General features: G+C 53.2%; 10 protein-coding genes. 8 read left to right on the top strand and 2 right to left on the bottom strand.

Features of this window, described 5'->3' with window-relative positions:
- Positions 1-7 precede the first annotated feature (7 nt).
- The 7 genes from ACJJIY_RS05725 (at position 8) to ACJJIY_RS05695 (ending at position 9,604) form a co-directional block, all read left to right on the top strand.
- On the top strand, positions 8-1,639 hold the full coding sequence (locus ACJJIY_RS05725; RefSeq protein WP_444891653.1) for a TldD/PmbA family protein: 1,632 nt from the start codon (positions 8-10) through the stop codon (positions 1,637-1,639).
- A gap of 214 nt (positions 1,640-1,853) precedes the next feature.
- The gene (locus ACJJIY_RS05720; protein ID WP_282930459.1) at positions 1,854-2,579 is read left to right on the top strand and encodes a DUF4159 domain-containing protein; all 726 of its coding nucleotides are present in this window, start codon (positions 1,854-1,856) and stop codon (positions 2,577-2,579) included.
- Between the two features lie 2 nt (positions 2,580-2,581).
- Positions 2,582-3,580, top strand: a complete 999-nt coding sequence (locus ACJJIY_RS05715) for an AAA family ATPase (RefSeq protein ID WP_444940293.1) — start codon at positions 2,582-2,584, stop codon at positions 3,578-3,580.
- Between the two features lie 5 nt (positions 3,581-3,585).
- Positions 3,586-4,488: a DUF58 domain-containing protein gene (locus tag ACJJIY_RS05710; protein ID WP_445359252.1), complete on the top strand. Its 903-nt coding sequence runs from the start codon at positions 3,586-3,588 to the stop codon at positions 4,486-4,488.
- Position 4,489: 1 nt separating this feature from the next.
- Positions 4,490-5,695: a BatA domain-containing protein gene (locus tag ACJJIY_RS05705; protein ID WP_445359251.1), complete on the top strand. Its 1,206-nt coding sequence runs from the start codon at positions 4,490-4,492 to the stop codon at positions 5,693-5,695.
- On the top strand, positions 5,688-7,916 hold the full coding sequence (locus ACJJIY_RS05700; protein WP_445359250.1) for a hypothetical protein: 2,229 nt from the start codon (positions 5,688-5,690) through the stop codon (positions 7,914-7,916). Before ACJJIY_RS05705 ends, ACJJIY_RS05700 begins: the two co-directional genes overlap by 8 nt.
- On the top strand, positions 7,913-9,604 hold the full coding sequence (locus ACJJIY_RS05695; RefSeq protein WP_445359249.1) for a hypothetical protein: 1,692 nt from the start codon (positions 7,913-7,915) through the stop codon (positions 9,602-9,604). Before ACJJIY_RS05700 ends, ACJJIY_RS05695 begins: the two co-directional genes overlap by 4 nt.
- On the opposite strand, the gene ACJJIY_RS05690 is transcribed toward ACJJIY_RS05695, so the two are convergent.
- Positions 9,593-10,156 (bottom strand): lipocalin family protein, encoded by a 564-nt coding sequence (locus ACJJIY_RS05690; protein ID WP_445359248.1) that lies wholly within the window; start codon positions 10,154-10,156, stop codon positions 9,593-9,595. The two genes, ACJJIY_RS05695 and ACJJIY_RS05690, sit on opposite strands and share 12 nt — an antisense overlap.
- 139 nt (positions 10,157-10,295) lie before the next feature.
- A complete protein-coding gene (locus ACJJIY_RS05685) occupies positions 10,296-11,072 on the bottom strand; it encodes a ferredoxin--NADP reductase (protein WP_445359247.1) in 777 nt (258 codons plus the stop codon).
- Between the two features lie 124 nt (positions 11,073-11,196).
- On the opposite strand from ACJJIY_RS05685, the gene ACJJIY_RS05680 reads away from it, so the two are divergent.
- Complete coding sequence (locus ACJJIY_RS05680) at positions 11,197-12,075, top strand: LysR family transcriptional regulator (RefSeq protein WP_445359246.1); 879 nt, start codon at positions 11,197-11,199, stop codon at positions 12,073-12,075.
- The last annotated feature ends 40 nt before the right edge of the window (positions 12,076-12,115 follow it).

The following is a 12,115-nucleotide window of genomic DNA, read 5'->3' as shown; positions in this document are numbered from 1 at the left end:
TAACGAAATGGAAAGAAGAAAATTTCTCCAGCTCAGCGGTGCCGGCCTGGGTGTTTCCATGTTGCCGCTGTCCGGCAATCTGGTCGCCGAGAGCAAACTGACGCAAAGCGGTATTGATCTCTCGGTAAAAAAAGAATTTGCCGATGTCGCCCTGAATACCGCCACTAAACTCGGCGCCACTTATGCCGATGTGCGTATTGGTCGCTACCTGAACCAATACGTGATCACCCGCGAGATGAAAGTGCAGGACGTGGTGAACACCGAATCTATCGGCATGGGGATTCGGGTTATTGCCAACGGCACCTGGGGCTTTGCTGCCACCAATGACCTGACAGCCGATGGCGTTGCTCGCGCCACCCGCCAGGCAGTAGCTACCGCCAAGGCCAACTCCAAGTACCAGCAGGAGCCCGTACAGTTGGCTCCGGTAAAAGGCCACGGCGAGGTGAGCTGGCAGACACCCATCCAGAAAAACGCTATGCAGATCCCCCTGGCCGACAAGGTGGACCTGTTAATGGACGTGAACAAGTCCGCTATGGATGCCGGCGCCAGCTATATCAACTCCATGTTGTACCTGGTGAATGAACAAAAGTATTTTGCCTCTACCGACGGCTCCTATATCGACCAGGACGTTCACCGTTTGTGGGCGCCCTTCTCGGTCACCGCAGTGGACAAGAAAACTGGCGGTTTCCGTACCCGCCAGGGCCTCAGCCAGCCGGTAGGACGCGGCTTTGAATACCTGGATGGCCGCGCCGAAGACAAGATCCAAGCACAGACAGTGCTCTACCGCGACTCCTACGATATGGCCGAAGACGCACGCCTGGCGGCGCAACAAGCCAAGGAAAAGCTTACGGCTAAATCGGTCAAACCGGGCAAGTACGACCTGGTGCTGGACCCAAGCCACCTCTGGCTCACCATCCACGAATCCGTCGGCCACCCACTGGAGCTGGACCGCGTGCTCGGCTACGAGGCCAATTTTGCCGGTACCTCTTTCGCCACTATCGATAAATGGCGCAGCGGCAAATTCCAATACGGCAGCGACAAGGTCAACCTGTTTGCCGATAAGGTACAGCCCGGCTCTCTCGGCGCCGTCGGCTACGACGATGAAGGCGTGAAGACCCGCAACTGGGATCTGGTAAAAGACGGTGTGCTGGTGAACTATCAGGCCACCCGCGACCAGGTACATATGCTGGGGCAAAAGGAATCCCACGGCTGCTGCTACGCCGACAGCTGGTCCAGCGTGCAATTCCAGCGCATGTCCAACGTTTCGCTGTTGCCTGGCAAGGAGGAGCTGAGCGTCGACGATATGATCAAGGATGTGGAGAAAGGCATTTATATTGTGGGTGCCGGTTCCTTCTCCATCGATCAGCAGCGCTACAACTTCCAGTTTGGTGGACAACTGTTCTACGAGATTGAAGACGGCAAGATTACCGGCATGGTGGAGGATGTCGCCTACCAGTCCAACACCCAGGAATTCTGGAATGCCTGTTCGCAGGTCTGCGGCAAAGATGATTATCGTCTGGGTGGTTCCTTCTTTGACGGTAAGGGACAGCCGATGCAAACCAGTGCCGTGTCCCACGGTAGTTCCACAGCACGCTTCGACGGTATCAATGTGATCAATACCAAGCGCAAGCTGGGCTAACCACTGATCCACACGGGAGCTGGCCAGCAAACCAGTCAGCTCCCAGTATTGAAAATAAATGGGTAGAAGGAAAGAAGGTGCTCCGTTCGGGACCGTATGAGGCATGGATGCCGATTACGAGCGTACAGGGATGTATTTACAGCGTGTCTCGAACGGAGCACTTTCTTTCCTTTGCTCTCAACAATAAAAACCAACGCAGTAACAGAGTTATCCCGTGTCCCTCACCCGCAAGGCTTTTCTTCAGCGCCTGATCCTGGGTAGCTGCGCCGCAGCGCTGCCTCTGGGCACACGCGCACAAAATACAGCACCGGGTAGTGCACAGGAGCACTACGATTTTTATTTCACCCGCTTGATGTACGAATCCGGTGACTGGGATGTGGATCAGCGCATGCCCTCCAACCTGCTCAATTCACTGGTGGAATACACCAATCTCAGGGTTGATCCCAAAGAGCACATAGTGCCGCTGGCCGATAAGAAAATGCTGCTGGCGCCTTTCTGCTACCTGGCCGGACACAAGCTGGTGCAATTCACTACGGAAGAGGCAAAGAATTTTCGCGATTACGTCAATCGCGGTGGCTTTGTATTTGTTGACGACTGCAACCACGATATCGACGGTCTCTTTGCCAAATCCTTCGAAGCGCAAATGGCCGAGCTGTTTGGCGAAGACTGCCTGCAAAAACTCCCGGACAATCACGACCTCTACCGCTGTTTCTTTCAATTCGATGAATTGCCGGTAACCAGCTTTGAATTAAATGGCTGGGGTGATGATCTGGTACACGACTACCTGAAAGCCATTGTTGTAAACGGCCGTATCGCCGTGCTTTACAGCAACAAAGATTTCGGCTGCGAATGGGACTACGACTACCGCAACAAACGCTGGCTCGCCATCGATAACACAAAATTTGCGGTGAACATTGTTATTTACGCACTGACGAGCTGATTATGCTGACCACCCTGGAAAATAGTATCGAAGAACAACTGCACAGCCTCGACAATCTTCAACAGGAAATTGCGCGGGTGATTGTCGGCCAGAAACCTGTGGTGGAACAGATGCTGATCTGCCTGTTGGCCGGCGGCCACGCCCTACTCGAAGGGGTGCCGGGACTGGGTAAAACCCTGCTGGTAAAAACCCTCGCCGATGCCAGTGCGTTGGATTTTAAGCGGGTACAGTTCACCCCGGATTTAATGCCCGGAGATATTCTCGGCAGTGAGATCCTCGAAGAGGATCACAGCACCGGCAAGCGCTTTTTTAAATTCCAGCAGGGCCCGGTTTTCACCAATATCCTGCTCGCCGATGAAATTAACCGCACACCGCCGAAAACCCAGGCAGCCCTATTGGAATCCATGCAGGAAGGCTCGGTAACCGTGGGCGGTAAAACACTGAAATTGCCCGATCCTTATTTCGTACTGGCCACACAAAACCCCATCGAGCAGGCCGGCACCTATCCGCTGCCGGAAGCTCAGCTGGACCGCTTCCTGTTAAATATTCATATCGACTATCCCGATGAGCGGGATGAAGTTGAAATCCTGCGCTCCACCACCGGTGCCAGCAGGGTCAAACCCAGCCCCAGCCTGGATGCGGAGCAATTGCGCGAAATGCAGAAACTGGTGCGGGAAATTCATGTAAGCGACGATTTGTACCGCTACGTGGCGGCACTAGTGCGCGCTACCCGTATGGAAACCAGCGGCAGCGATACCCTGCAACAGTGGATCAAGTGGGGCGCCGGCCCTCGCGCGGGGCAGGCTCTGATTCTCGCCGCCAAGGCGCGGGCCCTGTTGCAGCGACGCCTCGCCGTCACCCGCGAGGATATCCGCAGCCTGTTACTGCCGGTACTGCGCCACCGGGTACTGCTCAGCTTCCAGGCCCAGGCCGATGGCGTGCAGATGCCACAGCTGATTGAAGAATTACTGGCAGCGGTGCCTGAACCGGGCCAGGGCTAATCAGCGTGGAATACCTGTCCCCCAAAACCCTGGCCAGCTGTCGCGATCTGGTATGGCTATCGCGGCATATTGCCGAGGGCGTGATGCTCGGTGTGCAACACAGCCAGCGCCGTGGCACCGGCTTGGAATTTCACCAATACCGAGGCTATCAAGCGGGTGATTCCATCCGCCATATCGACTGGAAACTGTTTGCCCGCAGTGATCGCTACTATGTGCGCGAGACCGAGCAGGAGAGCCGTATGCATGTGTGCTTTGTGCTCGATAGCAGCGCCTCCCTGGGCCAGGCGAGCTTTGTCGAGCCCAGTCTGAATAAACTGCATTACGCCAAGTGCTGGATTGCCAGCCTATGCTGGCTGCTCAACGCCCAGGGAGACAGCTTTTCCCTATTGGCGTTTAACAGCAGCCGGACCGTTTATGTACCCGAAGGCCAGGGCGAGAGCCACCAGCGTCAAATCACCCTTCAGCTACAACAACTCGACGCCAGCGGCCACTGGCCAGATCGCGCTCAACTGGCGCCGCTGTGGCAATACTTTGAACGCCCCTGTCAGGTGGTGTTGCTGAGTGATTTTTTTCAACAGGGCAATGAGATCGGCGATTTTGCCGCACGCCTACACGCCGCCGGTCGCCCCTGCCTACCGCTGCAATTGTTAATTGAGGCAGAACAGACTTTTCCTTTTGGCGGAGAGCTAAAGCTGCTCAATCCAGAAGTAAGCGCCAGTACTCCCGCTACTTTAGAAGTGGATGCCGAGCGGCAACGCCAGTCTTACCTGGATGCTTTTGCTCAAGCGCAGAGCGAGTTAAAAGCACGCTTTGCCACACAGGAGTGTTCACTGCAGACCGACCTTATCGAGCAGCCTGTGGAAAAGTCACTGCGGCAATTTATTCAACTGCACGGCAGGTTGTGCTGAGATGTTGTGGATAAATAACTTATTTCAATCCCCACAGTGGCTATGGCTATTCACAGCCCTGATTATCCCTATCGCCATTCATTTGCTGCGCCGAAGTAATCCACAGCAGATCTCCTTTGCTGCGCTGCAATGGGTACAAAGATATTCACAGAGTCGCGCGCGCCGCCCTATTGTGGATAACAAGTGGTTGCTGCTATTGCGCCTGCTAATCGTCGTACTGCTGGCAGGTTTATTGGCACAGCCGCTGATTAAACGGGAAATTTATCCCCAAGAGGGCGTGATACTGGTAGACCCCAGAATTGGGGCGGGCGAAGCGAATACATTTATCCACAATTCACTGCCACAGCTTGTCGGGGAAGGTTATAAAGTACTGTGGTTATCCCCAGAAACACCTTCCGTAACCTCACCCCCACCACAAAATGTGGACCTGTGGAAAACTCTATCAGTACTATCACGCCGGGCGGATTTGCGCAGGGCTCATATCCTGTTGATAAACAACGGGGTTCCAGCATCCCACCAGGCACTAAGAGTCAGTCCCCATTGGCAGTGGCACGGCCTCGACAAAACATCCATAGCTCCGAGCCCGGTATTACCGAGTATCGCTTTAATGGGCAAACCACCCAGCTGGTGGGCGCCAGTGCTGGAAGACTGGCAAAGCAATATGCCGGGACTATCGGTGCATATTCAGGAACAAGAAGAGACACCCAATGCCGAGCAGGCAGATTGGTTGATCTACACGGGCCCCGCTCCCCTGCCACAAGCCGTGCTGGAATTTGTTTCAGATGGCAGCCTGTTAATCACCGACAACAGCATCCCCCCTGCCGATAATCTCAACTTCGTTGCTGTGGATAACAGCCAGTCAGCTCAAGCGGCCTCAGTGGGACGGGGAAGTTGGCTGCGCTACGAAAGTGACTGGTACAGCGAGGCCTTTTATCGCCGCGCAGATTTACCTGAACGTTTATGGCAGCACTGGTCTGGGCAAGACTGGGCTCTGCAACACCAAAATCGTGGCCACTGGTCTGCCAATAAAGTAGTGGCAGGCCTTCCTGTAGAAGACAGCGAGGTAGAAAACCGCCGTATTGAACAACTGCAACCCTGGTTAATAGCCGCCCTACTGTTACTTCTGGCTTTTGAACGCCTAATTGTCCTATCGCGACCCGCAGTCATCATGGCAACCGATAGTAACGGGGAGGCCGACCATGGATAAGCGTGAGTCCACCCTTAACGCTGTGCGCAGGCGCTGGCAACTGACAGCCCTGCGGCCCTATCTCTGGCTTGCCACTAGCCTCAGCCTTCTGGCTGGCTTGGGCATTTTTGTATTCGGCTGGCCACAGTGGCTATTGCTCGCCTGGCTCGGAATTACTGTTGTAGCAATTCTATTGGATCGCAGCTGGCGCCCTAGCCCTGAAAGCCTATGTCGACAGTTGGATGGACAATATCCACAGCTGCAAGACAGCAGCCAGTTGCTTAGCCAACAGAAAACCAACCTAAGTCCATTGCAGCAACTACAGCGCACGCGTATCGAAACAGAGCTGCAACAACTGCTGGAAAGTGGCGACCGGTCGTCTTTCGGTCCAAAAAAACTCCGCAGTACCCTGACAAATGCCTTCGGTGCCTGCCTGGGACTGTTGTTATTTGTGCTGAGCAATTCTCACTTCACTGGGGATAAAACCGAGACCACGCAACAAAATACAGCTATTCCCGTTGCCGAAAAGCTCGCCATAACACGCGCGGCAACCCATATCCAGCCGCCCGCCTACACTGGGCTCACAGCCAACAACCAATCCCTACAAGTCGATGTGCCGGAGCAGTCTGCGGTCGAGTGGCTACTTGAATTGAATCAACCGGTGCAAGGGCTGGAAATGCTGGCCGAAACTGAGCGCTTCGCCTTTTCTCCACTAGGTGATCTACCCAGTAAAAAATGGCAATTACAACGCACAATCGCTAAAGCAGACTTTTACCAGCTCTCAGTGCAACTCGCGGAGAGCCAAATGCTATTGCCGGAAATTCATAATATTCGGGTGCAAAAAGACAATGCTCCGGAGTTTACCTTTGAGGCACCCAGCCTGCGCGTCGATACCATTCAAGGGAGCACCCAGGGTATTCCCGTGAAAGTAATCATTAATGATGATTACCAGGTGAGCTCTGCAGATTTATTGGTCACCCTCGCCAGCGGCACCGGGGAAAATTTACGTTTTCGCGAAGAGCGTATTGCACTCACCAGTTTGCAATCCACTGCTTTATCAACAACCCCCTCGGAAGATAAGAAAGCAGCTCGCTACGATTTCCTCCTGCCCATCCACCAGTTTTCCATGGAAGCGGGAGATGAACTCTACTGGTATCTGGAGGCCAGGGATAACCGCGAGCCCAGCGCCAACGTTGCCAAAAGCCAACACTTTATCTTGCGCTGGCCGCAAGAAGAGATTTTCGGGCTGAGTGACAGCGAGGGGATGGCGATTAAGATATTACCGGAGTACTTCCGCAGCCAACGCCAGCTGATTATTGACACCGAGGCCTTGCTAGCCGAGCGAGAGCAGCTGCATCCACAGGAGTTTCGCAAGCGCTCCGAGGGTTTAGCCTATGAACAGAATTTGCTGCGCATGCGCTACGGCCGCTTTCTCGGCGAAGAGGATTCGGAAGCGGAGCATTCTGGCGCAGATAGCGAGAAGCACGATGATAAAGAAGAAGCCGAACACGGCCATGGCCACGATCATACAGAACAAGGTGAGCACCAGGCACATGGCGAAGAAAATACCACTCCCTTTGCACAGCGAGACTCCCATTTCCAACAGGCAGAGCGCATAGCTGCTTCTGCCGGGCATCAGCATGACAGCTCAGAGCATGCCACCCTGTTTGATCCCCAAACCAAGGAGCTACTGCGCAATGCACTGAATGCCATGTGGAGTTCCTGGCGCGACCTGTCGGTTATAGAGCCCCAAGCCTCCCTGCCCCATCAGCACCGGGCTCTGCGCTTTATCAAAGAAGTACAGCAGGCTTCGCGTATTTACTTACAGAGAGTCGGCTTCGAGGCGCCGCCCATAGACGAAAGCCGTCGGCTTAGCGGTGAACGGGAAGACGTAGCGCCAGAAACTGTCGACAGTGCCTTTGAACAAAAACAAAGAGCACAGGTGCTCGCCCTAATGGCCCAAGTAGACTCTGGCGCCGAACTCGATACCGATCTGCTAGTGCAGATAAATGAGCTAGCCACAGAGCAATCATTAGATCTTGGCCTGGAGCTCGCCAAACAGCTGCGTTTATACCAGCAGCGCCACCAACAACCGAACTGTGTTGATTGCACTGACTCCCTGAGCCAGCTGCTCTATCAGCTACTACCAGTACCTGAGTCTGCGCCTTCACTGCCTTTGCAAGCTGAGGCCGACGGCCATTTCAATCGTTGGCTACATCAGCAAGGGGAGAAGTCATTGTGATTGATTTCTTGATACCCGGCCTGTGCCTGTTGGCCTGCTTAGCATCACTCGTTCTGTTGCACCGCCGAGGTGCCAAGCCGTTCGACTATGGCCTGCAACTGGCGATTTGGTTGAGTGCCTGGATGCTCTGGCAGCCGCCGGCAATCATTCCCACCGAGCGCAATATCTCTATCGACAGCAAACAGCTGGCGAGCTCACATCCAATAAATCTCAATGGTGTGGAAAATATCTCCCTCAATGGGGAGCCACTCGGCCGCGACAAACTTCGGGACCTGGCACCGGTACGTCTGGAGTTATCGAAGATCCTGGAATCTGATGGCCGCTGGGAATTGGACTGGCAGCGGCAAATTACCTTGGGTGATTCTTTAAAGTTAAAGGTTCACAACAGCCAGCCACTGACTGAAAACGTAAAAATTAGTCTGCTCAATCCCTACGGCCATATTGAAGACAGTCTTGAGCTAAAAGTGGGAGAAACAATTCAGGCACAACTCACTGCCACTCCAAAACTCGCAGGCCCCCAGCTATACCGAGTACGGACGGAAAGCGAAGCCGGCGAAACCCATACAGATCCTTTACCCATCCTGGTGCGTGAACCGCTCCAACCCAAATTGTTACTGTGGCTGGCACGCCCCTCTTTTGAGACGGCCGCCCTCTCTCGCTGGCTGCGCCAATCCGGTGTAACAGCACAAGTGATGACCCAGTTGGCACCTGAAATTAGTAGAAAAGAAACTCTCAACGGCCTTCCACTTACCGAGCCTGCGGATTTATTCACGAATGAAAGTCCCTTCGATTTAGTGATACTCGACAGCAGTTTGTGGCCACAATTTTCTGCTCTGCAAAAGCGTCAGCTCAACGAACTGGCCACTACAAAGTCACTGTTATGGTTAGTCAGTGACGATAGCTCTGAAGAGTTTCTCCAATACGCTGCTGCCCAATCCATGCCTCTACAAAAGGAAGAAGCCACCCACTTACATTCCGGCTTTGGCTACCAAAAAGCGGACAATCCGGAGATTCCCCCACTGCGTAATCTTGGCTTCAAAGTCACACAGCCCGGCTCCTACGACTTTTTACTGGGCAATGGAGAGCCCCCACTTTTCTGGGGGCGTTCGACTGAGACACAACACCTCGGGTTTATCCTATTTAGTGACAGCCATCGCTGGCTAACCAGTGGCTTTACTACTGAATTCGCCAGCCTGTGGAAGTCCATTATTGATTACCAACTCAAGCATTTGGGTAGTCAGCAGCCAGTAATCCTCTCCAATGAGTTACCGCGTACACAAGAACGCATCACCCTATGCAGCCCACTTTTTTCTGATCAGAGTCCATTCTTATCAGAGTTTCAAGATAGCTCCCGCTCTACCAAAGGAATCGCCGCAAGCAGAAGTTCCCGGGGTCAGTGCTACAGCTTCTGGCCCCAAAATTCAAGTTGGCACCAGCTTTGGACTGAATTGGAAGGGGAGTCGGTACTAGACTTCTATATCTTTGCCAAAGAGGACTGGCCTCTATGGCAGCAGTCCCTGAATGCCAGGGAAACCCAACTAATGGCTGCCGCACGTTTGGGGCCAGAAGCAAATAATCACGCAAACAGGGTTTTGTTGGGGCGCCAATGGCCGGCCCTTATATTGCTGTTACTAGTGTGTATAAGCTGGTGGCGGGAACGCAGGCTTTTGAATAGATCACGACCCTGAGGGCTTCGCCGTAGGTTTATTTCCCGGCTTAGCCTCTTGCTTGGGAAATATCATCTGGTCGACGGGATACCCCAAAGCTTTGGCCTTCTGTAAAAACTGCTCCAACACATCCTTGGGCATGGTTGGGGTGCGGGACAATATCCACAGATAGGATTTATCGTAGCCAGATACCATCGCGTATTGGTAGTCATCCGATAGAGCAATCACGATATAGGATGAGTAAAAGGGGCCAAGAAAAGAGACTTTCAAATGGCCCACATTTTTCGGGCCGACAAACTCGGCCCTCCCCTCCGCCATTTGCCAGGCATCACGCGCTTTTGAATAGCCGGTATTGATCACCGCGACAGAACCATCATGGTTGAGACTGTAGTCGGCAGTTACCTGGGTCAGGCCGCGCTCGAATGAGTGATCCAATCGAGCAATCTCATACCAGTGACCTAAATATCGCTGTAGCTGGAAGTTTTGGACAGGCTCAACCCCCTCCGGCACCCGGGTACAGGCACCCAGCCAGAAAAAGGAAAGCAGTAATACACCCAGTGAAAACAGCTTCATCTACCCACTCCCAGCAAGCTCCCCTCAAGTCAGAATAGAAGGCAGGGGTTTCACAAGATCAGGATAGTTTCGGGAATCTGTATTTCACCCATAAAAAAACCACCGCGAGGGTGGTTTTTTTATCGCTGGACTGACCAACTTATTTTTCGACGAAAGCGCGCTCAATCACATACTCGTGAGGTACACCTGCGCGGGTCTCCTTGAATCCCCAGTCATCGAGGATATTGGTGAGATCCTTCAGCATTGCCGGGCTGCCGCACAGCATAAAGCGATCTTCCTCAACACTCGGCTTGGGCACACCCAGATCGGTGAAAAGCTTTCCGGACAGCATGAGATCAGTCAGGCGGCCAGTATTCCGATAGGGCTCACGGGTCACGGTTGGGTAGTAAAGCAGTTGCTCGCGTACCATCTCGCCAAAGTACTCATGTTCCGGCAATACGTTCTCGATCTGCTCCTGGTAAGCCAGCTCAGAAACATAGCGAACACCGTGAGTAAGGATTACCTGGTCAAAACGCTCGTAGACCGTGGGATCTTTGATGATGCTCATGAAAGGTGCCAAGCCAGTACCCGTGGACAGCAACCACAGGCGTTTGCCCGGCAGCAGGTGGTCCGCCACCAGAGTACCGGTGGGTTTTTGGCTCACGTAGATCTCATCGCCCGGCTTAATCTTCTGCAGGCGGGAGGTCAGGGGGCCATCGGGAACCTTGATACTGAAGAATTCCAACTCGTCTTCGTAGTTGGCACTAGCAATAGAGTAGGCGCGCAGCAGTGGACGGCCATTGTCCTGCTGCAAACCAATCATCGTGAAATGTCCGTTCTCAAAGCGAAAACCCGAATCCCGGGTGGTCTTGAAGCTAAACAGTGTGTCGTTCCAGTGATGGACTTCCAACACCTTCTCTATATTCAATTTGGACATAAACTTAAAACCGGTTATTCCACGAGTCTCTTGATAGTTGAATTTTAGCCCTAGAAGATCTATTGGCAAAGTGGGATATTTCGATATTCCTTATCTATTTTAACGATCAACTGGAGATATCCCTTTGCGCTACACGCTCCGCCAGTTAGAGGTGTTCCTTGCCTGTGCCCATCACGAGAATGTCAGTCGTGCTGCGGAGAGCCTGAGTATGTCCCAGTCCGCAGCCTCCACAGCGCTGAAAGAGTTTGAACAGCAGTTTGAGTTGCGCCTGTTCGAGCGCACCGGTAAGCGATTGCGTCTCAATGAACTGGGACGGCAATTGTGGCCAAGGGCGGAAGAACTCCTGGAGCGAGCCCAGGAACTTGAGCAGACACTGGCCACTCACCGGGAACTGGGAAGCCTGAAGATCGGAGCCACCCTGACCATTGGCAATTACCTGACAGCCAGCGTGATGGCTCGTTATATGGAAGAGCAGCCCGGTACTCAAGTACAACTGGAAGTTGCCAATACCGCAGCGATTGCCGAGAGGGTGCTCAATTTTGAATTAGACCTGGGATTAATTGAAGGAGAGATCAATCACCCGGATTTGGAAATCATTCCCTGGCGCCATGATGAGCTGGTTGTTTTCTGTGCGCCCAACCACCCTCTGGCAAGCCGCAAGCGCCTCGCCGATAAAGACCTGGTCGGTGCGACCTGGATCACCCGGGAATCGGGCTCTGGAACACGACAGACTTTTGAAAGAGCCATGGCTGGCATACTCCCCAAGCTTCACATTTTACTTGAGTTACAACATACGGAAGCCATAAAACGAGCTGTAGAGACCGGACTTGGTATTAGCTGCTTATCCAGGGTTTCATTAGCTGAGGCGTTTAAGAGAAACTCCTTAATTGAGCTCCCTGTACCACAGAGAAATTTTCAGCGAGAGTTTTATTTTGCCCTACAGCGGCAAAAATATAGAAGTGCAGGAATTGAACGATGGATTGAGCTGTGTAAACAAGCTTAATTAAAAAAAAGCCACCTCAAGGGTGGCTTCCTAACAACTG

This window comes from Microbulbifer maximicatervae (SeqCode), assembly GCF_052468155.1.
The sequence above is the reverse complement of the archived record's forward strand: the minus strand, read 5'-3'. Positions and strand labels throughout refer to the sequence as shown.

What these genes read in the sequence shown, in the direction of transcription:
- ACJJIY_RS05725 (WP_444891653.1), top strand. Translation starts at nt 8, where the DNA reads ATGGAAAGAAGAAAATTTCTCCAGCTCAGCGGTGCCGGCCTGGGTGTT.
- ACJJIY_RS05715 (WP_444940293.1), top strand. Translation starts at nt 2,582, where the DNA reads ATGCTGACCACCCTGGAAAATAGTATCGAAGAACAACTGCACAGCCTC.
- ACJJIY_RS05705 (WP_445359251.1), top strand. Translation starts at nt 4,490, where the DNA reads ATGTTGTGGATAAATAACTTATTTCAATCCCCACAGTGGCTATGGCTA.
- ACJJIY_RS05700 (WP_445359250.1), top strand. Translation starts at nt 5,688, where the DNA reads ATGGATAAGCGTGAGTCCACCCTTAACGCTGTGCGCAGGCGCTGGCAA.
- ACJJIY_RS05690 (WP_445359248.1), bottom strand. Translation starts at nt 10,156, where the DNA reads ATGAAGCTGTTTTCACTGGGTGTATTACTGCTTTCCTTTTTCTGGCTG.
- ACJJIY_RS05685 (WP_445359247.1), bottom strand. Translation starts at nt 11,072, where the DNA reads ATGTCCAAATTGAATATAGAGAAGGTGTTGGAAGTCCATCACTGGAAC.